The organism is Pseudomonas hunanensis (assembly GCF_013393325.1).
Lineage (GTDB): Bacteria > Pseudomonadota > Gammaproteobacteria > Pseudomonadales > Pseudomonadaceae > Aquipseudomonas > Aquipseudomonas putida_P.
Genome location: NZ_QJRC01000095.1, coordinates 614,028 through 630,724 on the forward strand (window position 1 = coordinate 614,028; position 16,697 = coordinate 630,724).

Genomic DNA, 16,697 nt, shown 5'->3' on the forward strand with positions numbered 1-16,697 from the left:
GACCGTGAGGACCTACCATGAGCGCGATCGCCTACAACGGGGCTGCACAGCACCCCATCTGCCTGACCCTCAATGGTCAGCCCCGAACCCTGCAAGTGCATCCCTGGGTCACCTTGCTTGACCTGCTGCGTGAGCAACTGGACCTGGTCGGCACCAAGAAAGGTTGCGACCATGGCCAGTGCGGCGCGTGCACGTTGCTGCGCGATGGCAAGCGCATCAATGCCTGCCTGACCTTGGCTATCATGTGCGACGGGGCCGACCTGCTGACCATCGAAGGGCTGGCCAGCGGCGACGTTTTGCACCCCATGCAGCGCGCCTTCATCACCCACGATGCGTTCCAGTGCGGCTACTGCACCCCGGGGCAGATCTGCTCTGCGGTGGGGCTGGTTCACGAGGGACGTGCCGACACCCGCGAGGCCATTCGCGAGCAGATGAGCGGCAATCTTTGCCGCTGTGGCGCCTACGGCAACATCGTCGCAGCAGTGGAAGAAGCCCTGCCGTTGATGACCGACGGGGCCCAGCCGCAACGAGGGCCGAACCCATGACGCCCTTCAGCTACCACAAGCCCGCCTCGGTCAGCGAAGCGGTGAACCTAGCTGACGCCTGCTCGCACTTCATCGCCGGGGGCACCAACCTGATCGACCTTATGAAGGAAAACGTGGTGCGCCCAGAGCGCCTGATCGACATCTCCGGCCTTGGGCTGGACGGTATTCACTCCACCCCCGGCGGCGGCGTATTGATCGGTGCACGGGTGAGCAATGCCGACCTGGCCTGGCACTCGATGATCGAGCAGCATTATCCACTGCTGTCAGACGCGATCCTGGCTGGGGCACCGCCGCAGTTGAGGAACATGGCCAGTACCGGTGGCAACTTGTTGCAACGTACCCGCTGCTACTATTTCTACGACACCGGCACCCCGTGCAACAAGCGCGAACCGGGAAGCGGATGCCCTGCGCGTGCAGGCATGAACCGCATCCATGCCATTCTCGGTGCCAGCGACGCCTGTGTCGCGATCCATCCCTCGGACATGTGCGTGGCATTGGCAGCGCTTGAAGCCGTGGTCCACGTACAGGGGCCGTCCGGCGAACGGCAGATACCTTTCGCGGATTTCCATCGACTGCCCGGGGACACCCCCGAGCGCGACAATCAACTGGCATTCAATGAGCTGGTAACAGGCATCGAACTGCCGCCCCCGCTGTTCGAACACTATTACCGTTATCTGAAAATACGCGACCGCGCCTCCTACGCGTTCGCGCTGGTGTCAGTCGCTGCAGCCTTGAACTTCGATGGCGATGTGATCCAGCAGGCGCGCCTGGCACTGGGCGGCGTAGCCCACAAGCCGTGGCGGGATTCGGTTGTGGAGTGCATGCTGGCCGGCCAGGTGCCTTCTGAAGCGCTCTTCACCCGCGCTGCACAAACGATGCTGCAAGGTGCACAACCCCTGAGCCACAACGGCTTCAAGGTAACGCTCGCTCAGCGAGCAATCGTGCGGGCATTGGATGACGCGGCGCGCGGTGCCGCCAACGGGAGGCTACGACCATGATCAACAGCACACCAGTAGTCGGCACGCCCCTGGACCGCGTGGACGGTGTGACGAAAGTCACCGGACAGGCCCGCTATGCGGGCGAATATCCCCAGGCGGGCCTGCTACACGGCAGCGTCGTGTCCAGTACCATTGCCCGCGGTCGGGTACTCGACATCGACAGTACGCAGGCCATGTGCGTGCCCGGGGTCATCGCCGTGCTCGACCATGGCCATCGTCCGCCTATATCCAGTTATGACGACGACTACAGCGATGCCGACTCTGCCGAGGGGGCGCCTTTTCGGCCCTTGTTCAATGATCGCGTGCTCTACAGCGGCCAACCGTTGGCGCTGGTGATCGCCGAAACCCTCGAACTGGCCCGCTATGCAGGCTCGCTGATCAAAATCAAATATGCCGAGAAGGCTCACCAGACAGACCTGGGCGCATGCCAACAATCGCATGCCGCACCCGCCGAAACACCGGCGCCGCGTGGCGACTTCGCCGGGCAGTTTGCCGAGGCGCCGGTACAGGTGGATGCCACGTATCTGACGGCCAACGAACACCACAACCCGATGGAGCCCCATGCGTCGACCGTTCACTACAAGCCCGACGGCACCCTGGAAATCCACGACAAGACCCAAGGCACGCAGAACTGCCAGGACTACCTGCACAAGGTGTTCGGCCTGCCCAAGGCAAACATTCGTGTGCGGGCGGCATTCGTCGGCGGCGCCTTCGGCTCGGGCTTGCGCCCGCAGTACCAGTTGCCGCTGGCAGTGCTGGCGGCGTTGCACCTCAAGCGCTCGGTGCGCGTGACCCTGACCCGCCAGCAGATGTTCACCTTTGGTTACCGACCCCGCACCGAGCAACGTTTGCGCCTGGGTGCAGACACAAACGGGCGCTTGCTGGCGATCGCTCACGATGCGCTTGGCCAGACCTCCCGCTTCGAGGACTTCACCGAGCAGCTGGTGGAATGGAGCGGCATGCTTTACCAGTGCGACAACGTGGCGCTCAGTTATCGCCTGGCCTCGCTCGATGTCTACACCCCGCTGGACATGCGGGCGCCTGGGGCCGCGTCCGGGATGATTGCACTGGAATGCGCGATGGATGAGCTCGCCTGTGCAGCGCAGATCGACCCGGTAGACCTGCGCCGCCGCAATTTCACCGACAACAATGCCAACGAGGGCAAGCCTTACTCCAGCAAGGAGTTACTGGCGTGCTATCAGCAAGGTGCCGAACGCTTTGGCTGGCAGGGCCGCAATCCGCAACCGCGCAGCATGCGCAGTGGCAAACGGTTGATCGGCTGGGGGATGGCTGGCGGCGTCTGGGAAGCCATGCAGATGAAGGCCAGCGCCAAAGCGCGCATCGATAGCCAAGGTAAACTCACCGTCAGCAGTGCCACCACCGATATCGGAACCGGCACTTATACGGTCATGACTCAGATCGCCGCCGACGCAGCTGGCGTCAAGGTGCAGGATGTCACCTTCATGCTGGGTGACTCCTCACTGCCCACCGCCCCGCTTCAGGGCGGATCGTTCACGGTGTCGTCGGTGGGCTCGGCCGTGCGCCAAGCCTGCCATGTCCTGCGCACCCGGGTGCTGGAACATGCGCGCAAAATGTACCCCCAGGTGGCCAACACACCCCGGCAGCAGATTTCTTTCATCGATGGCTACCTGCACGCGGGCAGCCATCGCTGGGCCTTGGCGGACATCGTGGCGATCGCCCCCGACGGTAAGTTCGACGTGCAGATCGACGCAGAGCCCGGCGCCAGGCGCCAGCCGTTCTCCACCGCCACCCATTCGGCGGTATTCGTGGAAGTCCACGTCGACGAGGACCTTGGCACGATCGATGTAACTCGGGTGGTCAGCGCTGTGGCGGCAGGACGTGTGATCAACCCGAAAACCGCACGCAGCCAGATCCTGGGGGGCGTAGTTTGGGGGGTGGGCATGGCCCTGCACGAAGCAGCGTTGACCGACCATCGGCTAGGCCGCATCGTCAATCACAATCTTGCGGAGTACCACATCCCGGTCAATGCAGACTGCGGGGATATCGAAGTGATCTTCGTTGAGGAGCACGACGACATTGTCAATGAACTGGGCTCCAAGGGGGTGGGTGAAATCGGCGTCGTCGGGGTGGCCGCTGCGGTGGCCAACGCGGTCTACCATGCCACGGGCAAGCGTGTAAGGGATTTTCCGATCACGCTCGACAAAGTGCTCTGATCGGGCGGGGGCCAAGTCCCCACCCGCTTTGCGCTAACGACGACGCGCTCGGAGCTTGCCGGCGAACACCCGGAAGCCCCAGGTGTTATAAGCCAGCGTCAGCGGCACCACGGCTGCGAAGCCGATCAGCATGAACAGCTGGGTGGATCTTGAGGCGCTGGCCTCGACAAGGGTCAGCGCCGGCGGAACTGCCAAGGGGAAGAGCGCGATCAGCATGAGCGTGAACGCGAAGCAGATGACGCCCAGGGCAAACGACAACGGCAACCAATCCCGCGTCCTGCCCCAGGCCAGGGAAAATCCCGCGAGTAGCACTGCCAAGGCCGCACCGGCCGTAAGCACGACCCAGCCCTGGCTCAGCCGCTGCCAGTAGCGTGCATCCAGCGCCATGGTCAGGAGCAGCACAGCGACCAGCACCAGTACGGCAACCCCGCATAACAGCCGAGCCTGGTGCTTTGCGCGCACTTGCAGTGTTCCTTCAGTTCGCCAGTACAGCCAGCAAGCGCCCAGCCACAGATAGCTGACAACCAGCGCCAACGCGCAAAACAAAGGAAAAGGCGCCAGCCATTCTTTGCCGTCGCCACTGTATTGACCCTGATAGTGTGGGACACCCTGGATCAACGTGCCCAACACCAGCCCCTGGCACAGCGTGGCAAGCAGCGAGCCACCCAGCGTTGCGGCATCCGACCAGCGTTTGCGGGTCAAGTGCTCACGAAACTCAAGGCCTGCTGCACGCAGGATCAAGCCCATGAACATCAACAGCAACGGCACATAAAGCGCTGGCAACAACACCGCGTAGGCTGTCGGGAATAGCGCCAGCAGCCCTCCACCGCCCAATACCAGCCAAGTCTCATTGGCATCCCAGATCGGCAGAATCGTGAGCACCAGCACCTCGCGCTCTTCGGCGCGACGATGAGCAGCCATGAGCATGCCAACACCCAGATCGGTACCATCGAGCAACACATAGACAAGCACCGAGAACGCCAGCGCTGCGGCGCTCAACAGGGTCAGCAGGTCGACACCCAGGAGGCTCATGGTTGTTCCCCGACTCGCGGCTCAGGGCCCGCCTCGTCCAGCGCGGGCGCCCGGCGCAGCACATGCAACAACAACCACAACCCGATACCGAAGGTGATCACGTAGAACGCCAGGATCGCCACCGTGGCAGCCAAAACGGTCGAGGTGGCCACCGGCGACACGCTGTCGGCCGTGCGCAACAGGCCATAAACGGTAAACGGTTGACGGCCGACTTCGGTCACTACCCAGCCACTGAGCATGGCTACAAAGCCCGCAGGCGCCAACCCTACACTGACGCATTGCAGCCACCGCGCACTCGTTAGCCGCCCACGCCAGCGCACCACCAAGCCAGCAATGCCCTGCATGACCATCAGCAACCCCAGGCCAACCATGATGCGAAAGGCAAAGAACACTACCGGCACCGGTGGCAGGTCTTCGCGTGCAAATTCATCGAGCGCGGCGATCGTGCCAACAAGGTCGTGAGTCAGGTACAGCGACCCCACCCGCGGGATGGCCACTTCAAGGCGGTTTTGCTGCAACGCCATGTCAGGCACGGCGAACAGCCTCATCGGCTCACCGGCACCTTTCGCCGGGCGGTGCCAAGAGCCCTCGATGGCCGCGACCTTGATCGGTTGCGTCTCGAGCGTGTGCTGTCCATGCAGGTCGCCTATCGCCACCTGCAAGGGCGCCAGCACTGCAATGGCCCACAGCGCCATCGAATACTGCTGCCGTGCGCGCTGGTTTGAAGGCGCGCGCAGCAGTTGCCAACCGCCCGCTCCCGCAACCATTGTGGCGGTACCCAGCAACGCAGCCACCAGCATATGCGCCAGACGGTAAGGAAATGACGGATTGAAGATGATCGCCCACCAGTCTTCGGCGACGAAGCGGCCGTGGGCATCGATCGAGTAGCCTGCGGGGGTCTGCATCCATGAGTTGGCACTGAGGATCCAGAAAGCGCTGACCAATGCCCCGACAGCCACTGCGCAGGTGGCCATGAAGTGCAGCCTCGGACCGACCTTGTTGAGGCCGAACAGCATGACCCCAAGGAATCCCGCCTCCAGGAAAAACGCTACCAGTACTTCATAGAACATCAAGGGCCCGATCACCTCCCCGGCCGCCGAGGACAACCCCGACCAGTTGAGCCCGAACTGATACTCCATCACCAGCCCCGATGCGGTACCGACAGCCACCGTCAACGCAAACACCTTCAGCCAGAAACGGTAGATGGCCATCAGCTGCTGATCACGACGGTACAACCACAGTGCTTCAAGCACCATCAACCACTGGGCCAGGCCAATGCTGAACGCCGCCAGGACGATATGAAAGCTGATAGTGATGGCGAACTGAAGCCGCGCAGCCAGAAGCGCTGTCGCCGCACCGCCGAACTCAACCAAGCGGATATTCCGCTGGCAAGCCGCTTTGCGGATCAGCCGCCAACGACTGCGCGCGGTCCAGCGTAACCGGAACCGACCTGGCCGCAGGCACCTTGACGTGCTCGGCGCGGTGCCAGAGCGTCTTCAACGGGTTGCTTTGCGGGTAGTAACCCGCTGCGCAGCCTTCGCGAATGTCGTACGCACCGAAGATCACGCTGCTGGCGCCCCGCACATCAGAGAGATGAATGATCAACATGAGCGGCATACGACCAACTTCGAATTACACAGTGTCCTAGGCCATCTTCATCGCTTCCCGCCGTTGATCTGTAGCCAGACGCCTAGCTCTACCAACACCCCAGGCCAGAGCCCGAGTCATCGATTCGCCCGGGCGGGAATCGAACGCTTCTTCATGCAAAGCCATTCCACAGCCAGCATACACTCCGATGAACATTTGCGTCTGGCCGGTGCGTGAGAGCCTGACCTGGACATCAATCGTGGTGCCGTCATCGAGCTCCTCGTCATGGATACGATGATGAAGCACTGGATCCGCCCAATTCCAAAACACGTCACCTCGAATACGCATGCCGCCCTCCTACGACTTTAGTCTGATGCGGAAACCTCACCATAGCAAAGCCAAGAGGCAGTTCAATGACTTAGGCTCTGCGAATACAGGCATCAGACAACCGGTCTAATTTTTGATACAAACAAATTTTCTTGTACAACTTTGCAACTTTCATCAGGCGGTCAGAGCAGGCAGCCGCGTTGCCAAGAGGCCGGCTGCTGCGGACGTCAGCAATTGAGGTGTAAGCTTTTCGCGAAGCACCCATTTACACGCGACGATTTCATGGTCGGCAACAGGCTTCTCATTTTCGTGGAATCGGGTGGTGAAGATGTGATGCACAACTGAATCCACTTTGATTGAACACAGAGACAGCAGGCCATACCCTTCAATCGATGTCTCTTCACGTAGCTCTCTTGCTGCAGCTGTATGAGGGCTCTCACCAGGCTCAATCGAACCACCTGGGAAATTCCATTTGCCGCCTTTCTTCCGGACAAGCAGTACCCTGCCGCTTCGCAGGCAGATTATCGTTGCCCTGGATTTGATTCTGCCTTTTCGTTTGTCCCGCATACATGCACTCGTATCATCACCCATCAACACCCAGCCTCTCGCGATACAGAGTAATGGGCTTCTTCCCTGAAGACGTTTCCTGCTGCGACTCGTTCAATTTCATGGGCGTTTCAGCCGTCAATTTGCCTCGGATCAGCAGAGCGCGGCACTGCAGCAAATCCCGGTAGCGCGGTAACCGCCGGTCGGTGTATGGTCTAGAGAGCGTGAAATTTGTCCGGCATGTGAACTGGGCCGGATCCTGACCGTTTAAGCCTCTAAGGACATTTGTAAATGACCAAGGCGGACTCGATTCGAATAACGGCACAGCTGAACGCTTGCAGCCAGGCTATGACATCGCTGAGAGCCTATGAAAGGGGGCTATCAGACAGCTGTTGCACGGATCTTGAGAAACTGCGCATAAGTGCGCAGTCCAGTTCAATGCCTTGAAAGCGTTGGACGACGCCGAAAGACCCGGTGACCCAACCGCCGCCGGGTGGGCTTGGTTACTGGAAAGATAGAAGTGAAATCAAGCGGATTTCGGCTCTGAGAACAGCGGTCGGTTTATCTGAGAATAACGACCGCTGTTGACATTCAGTGAGCGGAAGAGCTACCGAAACTGACTCACTTCAGGCTGATGATCAGTCGCCACCCTCCTGCCGGCCACACGTCAGGACAATGCGCTTTTACACAACGACTCGATAGTTCCGACCAGGTCGCCATACTGCACGGGCTTGGTGAGGTGTCGGTCGAACTGCATGTCCTTCGCCACGCCATAACCGCTCAATGCAATCGCAGGCGTGTACTTATGAACCTTGCCGGCCCTAAGGGCACTTATCAGTTCATGCCCATCCATCTCCGGCATTCCGATGTCGGTAAGAATGACATCGAAGCGCTCCTGGAGTGAATGCTCAAGCGCCTGGGCAGGATCGCTGTAGCTCTTGACCTGGGCACTCTCCATTTCAAGCAGCATGCGCATCACATCCAGGACTGCTGGCGAGTCATCGACCAGCAAAACTTTGAGACCCTTCAGTCGCCCTTGGGACTCGCCGGCTTCATCCCCATCCTTCGGCTCTTTAATCAGCTCCTGAGAGAGTGGCAGCGAGACACTGAACGTACAGCCATGACCGATCCCCGCAGATCGGGCAACGACGGAGCCCCCATGCGCCTGGACCAGCTGGCGAACCAGCGACAGGCCGATACCCAGGCCGTCTCGCTGGTGGGTGGCATGCTTGGGTTTGGCCTGCTTGAACAGGTCGAATACGTTTTCAAGTTCGGCAGTAGGCAATCCGACACCGTTGTCGATGATATCGATGTGGGCGTGCTTGTCCGCCTTGCTGAGCACAATACGTACCTTGGCCGCTTCACCGCTGAACTTCAGCGCATTTTGCAGAAGGTTCCAGATCACCTGTTCCAGGCGGGTCGGGTCGCCGTCGATAATCATCGCCGGCACTTCCGCGCTCGGTTTCTCTAGGGTGATCTCTGCGTTGGGATACTCGTCGATAACGATTGAGTGGATTTCATTCAGCATGGCACCGATGTCGAGCAGGCGGGTCTTCAACTTCAGCTTGCCCGTACGAATGCGCGCCACATCGAGCAGGTCATCAATAATACGGGCCTGGCTGGTAACAGCCTCGCCGATGGCGCCGACCGCCTTGCTGGCGTTCTCGGTGTTGCGAACGGAAGGGAGCCTTCGAAGAATTTCTGCGTTCAGTTGAATCAGGTTAAGCGGGTGCTTGAGCTCATGGGACATGACGGCAAAGAACTCATCCTTCATGTGGATCGTGCTCTGTGTCTCGGCAAGCTTTCTGCTCTGCTCATCGTGCAGCCGTTTATGCCCCGTCAGGTCACGAGCAATTTTCACGTACCCCAGAGCACTTTCAGCTCGGAGCAAGGCGATTTCTCCGCTGCAGAAGAACCGGCTACCGTCCTTGCGCACGTGCCAGCGCTCATCCTCTCCGCGCCCATGCTCACGGGCATTGCGCATCTCGTTCTGGGCAACACCCGCGCTACGATCTTCAGCGGAGAAAATCAGCTCGTAGGAGGAACCGATAACCTCTTCAGCGGTGTAGCCAAAGATCAGCTGAGCGCCGGTGTTCCAGTCCGTGATCTTGCCGTGTTCATCCAGGATGATGATGGCGAAATCGTGGGTGCTTTCGGCGACCAGGCGCATGCGTTCCTGGCCCAGGCGCAGATCTTCTTCGGCCTCACGCCGCTTGGTGATATCGATGAAGGTCAGCACCGTACCATCGATATGGTCTTCGCTGGAGCGGTACGGCAGGAGCCGGGCAATGTACCAGCGGCCTTCGGCGCTGCTGACTTCCCGCTCCAGCATGGTCAGCGATTCATACACGGACGACGCGTCTTCGGCCAATTCTGGATAATTGAAGCGATGGGTGATATCCAGCAGCGAGCGCCCGGTATCCACCGGCAGCATGCTGAAAATGTCCTTGGCGCGCGGTGTGAACCAGCGGATATGCATGTTGCGGTCAACGAACACCGTGGCGATATCCGTGGAGGCAATGAGGTTCGCCAGGTAGTCGTTGATCTTGTCGGTTTCTTCGACCTTGGTCTTGAGCTCGTAATTGACCGTGAGCAGCTCTTCGTTGATCGACTGAAGTTCTTCCTTGCTGGTTTCCAGCTCTTCCGTCGCGGAGCGCAACTCCTCGTTGATGGCCTGCATTTCTTCGTTGGACGCCTTCAGCTCCTCGCTCGAAACCTCCGATTGCTCGATGGTTTCCTGCAGGTGGGTCTTGGTTCGCTGCAGCTCGTTTTCCAGACTGGCCAGCACCTTGTTCTCGGTTTGCAAATCCAGGTCGAGCAGATCGGCGCCGGGTTCGATGGACGTGACGTTGAACACGATTGTACGCACATCCTGATCGGTGGCTTCGTCTTTGAAGGGACGCGCCGTGATATCGACCAGGTAGTCGCCTTCAGGATCGTTCACCCGGATCTTGCGGGACAGCGTGGCTTTACCACTTTGCTGGGCCTGGTACAGCGTGGTGCGAAGCTCCAGGCGCAACTGCGGCATGATCAGCACCAGTACGTTTCGTCCCACTTCCCCAGTAACGTAACGCAGGAATCTGCCAGCACCCTCGTTCATGTGCAGGATGTCGCCATTGGGATCGACAATCATGCTCGGCGGCATCTGCTCAGCCATCGCCCGCTGATGGATATCGGCATAGGAAAATTTACGCGTAGGCGGCAGCATGGGTGGCGGCGCGGCAAGACTGGACAGCGCAAAGCCACCCCGGGGCATAGAAGGCGCCCGGCGATTGATGTTGGCGCCCGCTCGTGCACGGAAAATCCGGTTACGCTTGTCGACCGGCGTGAACAGGTCCGGGCAGGCATCAGCAGACTCGGACGAGCCCATGAAAAGATAACCGCCCGGCTTGAGGGCAAAGTGGACCATCTGCAACATTTCTCGCTGGATGTCCCGATCCAGGTAGATCAGCAGGTTGCGGCAGACAATGAGGTCGATCTGAGAGAATGGCGGGTCGGACAATAGGCTGTGTTTGGCAAACAAGACCTTTTCGCGGACTTCCTTGCGGACGCGGTAGTGCTCACCTTCCTTGAGGAAATACTGCCGCAGACGCGTGGGTGGCACGTCGGTGATGATCGCTTCCGGGTAAGCGCCAGCCCGGCCTACCGCAATGGCACGCTCATCAATGTCCGTGGCAAAAACCTGGATTTTGACCGGGTTGGCCTCAAGCTTCTGGTGCTCGGTACACAGGATCGTCAGGCTATACGCCTCCTCGCCTGTCGAGCATCCAGCAGACCAGATGCGCACCTCATCGGGGCGAGCTTCGTCATCGCCTGTTGACATCAGAGGGCCCAGCACGTGGCGCTCAAGCGCCTCGAAGGCTTCTCGGTCGCGGAAGAAGTTGGTCACTCCAATCAGCATGTCCCCCAGCAACTGCTTGGCTTCATCGGGCGAGTTCTCCAGGTACTGGTAGTACGCAGGAAGATCGGGTTGAGCCGTTACCTGCATGCGCCGCTCGATACGGCGCAGCACCGTCGCCCGCTTGTAGTGCTTGAAATCATGCCCGGTGCGGGTTCGCAAGAGCAGCAGGATATCCAGTAGAACCCGCGGCAACCTCACGCTCTAGCTCTGGAGAGGACGAGGCGACTTTCATATCATGAGGTGCCGGGATTTTGATGGCTCTGGTATTGCGCCATATCTCGAGAAGTTTGTGAGGGATTTCTGCTACAGGTAAGACGGCGTCGACCATACCCGTTGCTATCGCTGCCAAAGGCATCCCATCGAATTCTGCGTCGTCGGGACTTTGCACGATGGTGATCCCACCCTGCTCTTTAATACGAGAAAGACCCACGGCCCCGTCGCTACCCGTGCCGGTGAGCACAAGACAAAATGCGAATTCCTTGTGAACATCTGCCAGATCACGGAAGAAAAGATCGATGGCGACGTGGCTTCCCGCCGGACGATTAGCAGGTGTGACCTTCAGATAGCCATCATTCATGGCCAATTGACTAGCAGGAGAGATGACATAAACCCGATTTTGCTCGATGGGAGCGGTATCGGTTACCTGCATGACGGGCATGTCTGTGCAAGCCTGGAGGATCTTGTCAGCTACGCTTTCATGATCAGGTGATAGATGCAGGATGATGACAAAGGCCATACCGCTATCACTGGGCATTTGCTCGAAAAATGTTTTCAACGCGGCGAGACCGCCCGCCGACGCACCTATACCCACCACCGGGAAACGCAGATGGCTAGGGAGGATGCCCTCTCGCTCCGGCAGAGAGGTGGGAACTTTAGTTGTCGGTTTCATTATGATATCAAGATCTTGTCTGAGCTGATAGGGTGAGTGGCTGGGTCGAGGAGTGATGCTCCTGGAGGCTTCACCCGCCAGCAAAATGGTCAATTTTGGCGCGTAATCCGTAACGAAAATGCGCTGATCATGAATGCCATCATCCTGATCATAAATAACGTCTTCTCGAAGTATAGCGTTTACCTTCGCACTGCCGAGACTCCCTTCGTGCTCCGATCCGTACTATACAACGCTTAGAACTGCAGGTCCTAAGCGTTTCGACGCCCGCAATTCCTTGCTCGTCGCCACACCTCGTTCATTCCTGTTTCGAAAACAGCCTTCCCCTCCTCAAGCGTCACCACTGAAGCTGTTGTTTTGAACTTTGCATGGCATGGAAGCTTCCCCTGCATACCCCCACGTTTTTTGTGACGCAGGAGCGAGGAGCATGAGAGCACTGACTTACCACGGAGCAAACGACGTCAGGGTCGATAACGTCCCTGATCCCATCATCGAGCGAGAAGACGACATCATCCTCAAGGTGACTGCCACCGCCATTTGCGGCTCCGATTTGCACCTCTATCGAGGCAAAATTCCAGAAACCGAAGCGGGCGATATCTTTGGCCATGAGTTCATGGGTATCGTGGAAGACACCGGGAGTGCAGTCACCAATCTCCAGGTCGGTGACCGCGTAGTGATCCCTTTTGTGATCGCTTGTGGTAGCTGCTTCTTTTGCCAGCGCGACCTTTTCGCTGCCTGCGAAACCACCAACACGGGGCGGGGCTCGATCATCAACAAGAAAGGGATTCCCCCGGGCGCCGCGCTGTTCGGGTACAGCCATCTCTATGGTGGTATTCCTGGTGGCCAGGCTGACTACGTAAGGGTTCCCAAGGGTAACGTCGGCCCGTTCAAAGTGCCCACCGAGTTGGCCGATGACAAGGTACTGTTTCTCTCGGACATTCTGCCGACCGCTTGGCAGGCAGTCATCAACGCCGAGATCGGCCCAGGTTCAACGTTGGCGGTCTACGGCGCCGGACCAGTAGGCTTGCTGAGTGCCGCCTGTGCGCGAATGCTCGGTGCGCAGACCATTTTCATGGTCGATGACAGCGATTACCGCCTGGCGTATGCCCAGCAAGCTTACGATGTTGTACCCATCAACTTCGAGCGGGACGATGATCCCGCAGACAGCATCATCCGTCAGACACCAGGCATGCGCGGTGTGGATGCGGTGATCGACGCTGTCGGCTTCGAGGCCAAGGGCAGCACTGCCGAAACGGTGATGACGGCGCTGAAAATTGAAGGCAGCAGTGGCAAGGCGTTGCGCCAGAGCATTGCGGCCGTGCGGCGTGGCGGCGTCGTGAGTGTCCCCGGTGTGTACGCGGGCTTCATTCACGGCTTCATGTTCGGCGACGCGTTCGACAAGGGTCTTACCTTCAAGATGGGCCAGACCCATGTCCAGAAATACCTGCCTGAACTACTGGAACACATTGAAGCAGGCCGTCTACAACCGGAATTGATCGTCACTCACCGCCTGGCCCTCGAAGAAGCGGCCATGGGCTACAAGATGTTCGATCAGAAGCAGGACAACTGCCGCAAGGTCATCCTCGTGCCAGGCGCAGCACCCGGCACCTTGGGACCTGACTACGTATAGAGGAAGCAAAGTCATGAACGGGCTCGCCAGCTACTTCTGGATTGCCGTGGCGGCAATCCTTTTACTCATCGATCTGTGGGCCATCGTCAGCGTTTTCAGAAGCGACAAGTCAGATGCAGTCAAAGCGGCCTGGGCCCTGCTGATCGTCGCGCTACCGCTGGTTGGCCTGGGTATCTGGGGTGTTGCTGGCCCGCGGGGTATCAAGCGAGGTACGGGGCCCACTTCTGACGAGCACAGCAAAGGTTGATATTTCCGAGCTCCACTTTCAGGGGTTTCAACATGATCGATCAAGCGACAGGCATGAAATCAGGCGAACGCTATCGCGTGGAGAACGTGGAGCGCGCTCATCAGTTTCCAGGCTTCTTCCAAGACGGAAAGTATTATCTCGGCCCTGAACTTCTCACCGCCGTGGGCTGGCTTGAAGGTACGCGCTTCATCTACGACAGCCTGGATGCCGCAGGTGAACCCGTTTTTCCAAACCGGGTGGCAGGCACGATAGAAGGCCTGACGATGACCCTGGTCGATGGCACCACCCTTGAGCTCTCACGGATCGAGGCCAGCGACACCATTGTTCCGATTGCCCCCGGTGCATCGGGTACGGAACAAGAAGCGCCTGACAGTGGCGCTTGGATAAATTGCGCTCCAAAAGCCGAAGCATCATCAGGCAACCTCTTTGAGCCTCCAAGTGGCAGGAAGGGTATCGACGGAGGCAGGAGGAAGCCAAAAGACATAACGCCGCTGCTGATCGTCGCAGCGGCGCTGGGAATTTTTGTGGGTTTTACACTCACACACTCACGACGCGGGGATAGATAGGGAAGGTCTGCTTTCAGAGGAATGAGCGTGGTTTCGTTGCGAGATCACGTTCGCCCCCTACTCTGCTGACGAGTTCGTGGGATTAACCGGACGATAGTCCTCCCCTGCTACCGCTCTCAGGTAAGCAGCGTCAGCCTCCAGGCGAAGATCGCGCCATTCCTGCCAGCAGATAATCCCTCGACGATCCATCTCATCGGCCTGGCGAAGTAGTTCCTCGTGATAGTCGTCAGGCGAGTCCATTCTCAAGGCCCTGCTTTCCAGCACACAGTACCAGGCTGCCAAACAGTTGAGCTTCAGCAATTGGGCGGCGGAGAGGTTTTTCTCGAATGTTCGCATCTGGAGGCCTCACACTCTGATGGAGGGTTGAGTCACGAAGATTGCAGAGGCTCAGTAGAGCGGTGTCAACGGCGTTGATTGTGCTCTGCACGACTGGATGCAAGCTTGATCCTTCCCAAACGTTCGCGAGCAAAGCTTAAGGGCGCCACAGGCGCCTGCGCCGGTTCTTTCGCGCAACCCGTCGGCCTTGGCCAAAACCCAAGGAGTAAACACCCCGCTCCGCGACGTCCGAGTTGAACACAGACTTTCCTGTGTGACGACATGAGGTGAAAGATCATGGCTAACAACCCAACCAATCGTGGCCATCAAGGTGGTACTGCTCAGAACAATCCTGGCAATTTTGCCAATGATCGCGAAAAAGCGTCGGAGGCAGGTCGCAAAGGCGGGCAGAGTTCAGGTGGCAATTTTGCCAACGACCGTGAGCGTGCTTCAGAGGCTGGCCGTAAAGGTGGCCAAAACAGCCACGGCGGCGGGCGCGGTAGCGAAAACCGCTAACTGGCGGTGATCAAGCGCCAGGGCAAGAGCTGCCCTGGCGCTTTTCTACTGAACGGCCATCAGGAAACCCTCTCCTTCCACGCTTCGTATCTGGCAAGAAGCGGCTGGACACTCAACCCATGCAGCAGAATGCTCAACGCCACCGCTGACAGCACCAGGTTGGTGCTCTGCGCGGCCAAAGTGGGAAGCAGCCCATGATTGAGGGCATAGAACAGGTAGTAGAAGCTGCCAATACCTCGGATACCAAACCACCCTAAAAGCCCGCGATGGCGAATATCCAGCATTCCTCGAGCGGGGAACAGCAGGATGCTGATGGGGCGAATGACAAAAAACAAAGCACCGGCAACCAGCACTGCCTGCCAGTCCCAATGCTCAATGAGCACTACCCCTAGCAGGGTCACCAGAAACACTTCCATTGCCCGTTCGATCAGGCTACCGAAAGCCAACATGTCACCCAACATGATCCCCGCTGCAACCTGCGAGTCGTCGAGCCCTTTCACATCGCCTTTGACGGCTAGCTCCGGCGCCACGTCCTGGTGACCTACCACAGGCTGTACCAGATGTTCAGCAGCCGGTTCTTCTGGGCTATTGGCGGTCTGAACCTCCGCCTGCCTTAAACCGAGGCCCGCAGCGAATACCGCGAGAAACCCATAGGACTGTATCGACTCGGCGCTCACGTATGCCAACGCAATCAGCGCAAGGGCCAGATAGTCATTGGGCGAGACGGTGCTGTCGTCGTTGCGCAGACGCAAGAACAGTGTGAGCTTGCCCAGGCCGCGCCCGTCCAGTAGCCAAGCAACAGGCCTGCGGTTACTGCCCACAGCATGTCCTTCAGCAGCCAGTCACTGAACCAGGCCTGGTCATTGTCCTGTTGCAGGAGCAGCCCGAGAATGACGAAGGGAAACGCCACGCCGTCGTTGAGCCCTGCCTCACCCGACAAGCTGAAACGCACAATATCATCGTCCTGGGCATCAACCACCTGCACCAAGGTTGCGAGCACGGGGTCAGTGGGTGCGAGGATCGCCCCGATCAGTAGCGAAATGCCCCACCCCAGGTTCAAGCCGTAATGCAGCACCAGCGTTACCCCTGCGATGCAGATCAACATCACCGGCCCCGCCAGAAAAAAGGCGCTGCACCAACGGCGGTTGTGCAAGGGCAGGCGCAATTTCAAGCCACTAAAGAACAGCGAAAACAACACCGCAACCTCTGTGAGGTGCTCCATCCACCCGCTCGACTGGCTCAAGTCCAGTTGAAGAATACCCAGCCCCGATGTACCCAGCCCGATACCCAGGGCAAGACACACTACAGACGAGGTCACAGGGATCCAGCGCAGGTAGGAGGATGAGAGTGCGAGCAGCAGCAAGACTGCGCCCAGCATGGCGAACCAGACGATGAAGGTCATTTCC

12 protein-coding genes and 3 pseudogenes are annotated in these 16,697 nt (G+C 59.0%); 7 read left to right on the forward strand and 8 right to left on the reverse strand.

The features are described from left to right. Positions 1-17: 17 nt before the first annotated feature. Genes DM807_RS19635 through DM807_RS19645 form a run of 3 tightly spaced genes read left to right on the forward strand, consistent with a single transcriptional unit; the run spans position 18 to position 3,738 of the window. Positions 18-545, forward strand: coding sequence for a (2Fe-2S)-binding protein (locus DM807_RS19635; protein ID WP_060494604.1), 528 nt, complete (start codon positions 18-20; stop codon positions 543-545). Further along, positions 542-1,543 (forward strand): FAD binding domain-containing protein, encoded by a 1,002-nt coding sequence (locus DM807_RS19640; protein WP_179027780.1) that lies wholly within the window; start codon positions 542-544, stop codon positions 1,541-1,543. The genes DM807_RS19635 and DM807_RS19640 overlap by 4 nt, the downstream gene beginning before the upstream one ends. Beyond that, positions 1,540-3,738, forward strand: a complete 2,199-nt coding sequence (locus tag DM807_RS19645) for a xanthine dehydrogenase family protein molybdopterin-binding subunit (RefSeq protein WP_060494602.1) — start codon at positions 1,540-1,542, stop codon at positions 3,736-3,738. The genes DM807_RS19640 and DM807_RS19645 overlap by 4 nt, the downstream gene beginning before the upstream one ends. Positions 3,739-3,771: 33 nt before the next feature. Here the strand turns inward: DM807_RS19645 and cydB are convergent, their stop codons facing one another. The 6 genes and pseudogenes from cydB to DM807_RS19675 all read right to left on the reverse strand — a co-directional run bounded on the left by cydB (position 3,772) and on the right by DM807_RS19675 (position 12,020). Continuing rightward, positions 3,772-4,770 carry a cytochrome d ubiquinol oxidase subunit II gene (gene cydB, locus DM807_RS19650; RefSeq protein ID WP_060494601.1) on the reverse strand — a complete coding sequence of 333 codons (999 nt, stop codon included), beginning with the start codon at positions 4,768-4,770 and terminating at the stop codon, positions 3,772-3,774. Beyond that, entirely contained in the window at positions 4,767-6,143 is a 1,377-nt protein-coding gene (locus DM807_RS19655; RefSeq protein WP_060494600.1) for a cytochrome ubiquinol oxidase subunit I, read from the reverse strand. The genes cydB and DM807_RS19655 overlap by 4 nt, the downstream gene beginning before the upstream one ends. Next, positions 6,136-6,387, reverse strand: a complete 252-nt coding sequence (locus tag DM807_RS19660; protein ID WP_060494599.1) for a hypothetical protein — start codon at positions 6,385-6,387, stop codon at positions 6,136-6,138. The genes DM807_RS19655 and DM807_RS19660 overlap by 8 nt, the downstream gene beginning before the upstream one ends. 27 nt (positions 6,388-6,414) lie before the next feature. After that, positions 6,415-6,705 carry a hypothetical protein gene (locus DM807_RS19665; RefSeq protein WP_063425418.1) on the reverse strand — a complete coding sequence of 97 codons (291 nt, stop codon included), beginning with the start codon at positions 6,703-6,705 and terminating at the stop codon, positions 6,415-6,417. A gap of 153 nt (positions 6,706-6,858) precedes the next feature. Then, on the reverse strand, positions 6,859-7,251 hold the full coding sequence (locus DM807_RS19670; protein ID WP_081238041.1) for an NUDIX domain-containing protein: 393 nt from the start codon (positions 7,249-7,251) through the stop codon (positions 6,859-6,861). A gap of 646 nt (positions 7,252-7,897) precedes the next feature. After that, positions 7,898-12,020: pseudogene (locus DM807_RS19675) on the reverse strand (CheR family methyltransferase). Positions 12,021-12,444: 424 nt separating this feature from the next. Here DM807_RS19675 and DM807_RS19680 point away from each other — a divergent pair. The 3 genes and pseudogenes from DM807_RS19680 to DM807_RS27965 all read left to right on the forward strand — a co-directional run. After that, entirely contained in the window at positions 12,445-13,647 is a 1,203-nt protein-coding gene (locus DM807_RS19680; RefSeq protein ID WP_060494693.1) for a zinc-dependent alcohol dehydrogenase, read from the forward strand. A 13-nt stretch (positions 13,648-13,660) separates the two neighbouring features. Beyond that, positions 13,661-13,894: a PLD nuclease N-terminal domain-containing protein gene (locus tag DM807_RS19685; protein ID WP_014859183.1), complete on the forward strand. Its 234-nt coding sequence runs from the start codon at positions 13,661-13,663 to the stop codon at positions 13,892-13,894. Between the two features lie 32 nt (positions 13,895-13,926). Then, positions 13,927-14,274: pseudogene (locus DM807_RS27965) on the forward strand (SDR family oxidoreductase); the annotation flags it as partial. A 243-nt stretch (positions 14,275-14,517) separates the two neighbouring features. Here the strand turns inward: DM807_RS27965 and DM807_RS27775 are convergent. After that, on the reverse strand, positions 14,518-14,796 hold the full coding sequence (locus tag DM807_RS27775) for a hypothetical protein (RefSeq protein ID WP_060494691.1): 279 nt from the start codon (positions 14,794-14,796) through the stop codon (positions 14,518-14,520). A gap of 276 nt (positions 14,797-15,072) precedes the next feature. On the opposite strand from DM807_RS27775, the gene DM807_RS19695 reads away from it, so the two are divergent. Beyond that, positions 15,073-15,291, forward strand: a complete 219-nt coding sequence (locus tag DM807_RS19695; protein WP_060494690.1) for a con-10 family general stress protein — start codon at positions 15,073-15,075, stop codon at positions 15,289-15,291. Between the two features lie 59 nt (positions 15,292-15,350). On the opposite strand, the pseudogene DM807_RS19700 reads toward DM807_RS19695, so the two are convergent. Then, a pseudogene (locus DM807_RS19700) lies at positions 15,351-16,693 on the reverse strand (cation:proton antiporter). Between the last annotated feature and the right edge of the window lie 4 nt (positions 16,694-16,697).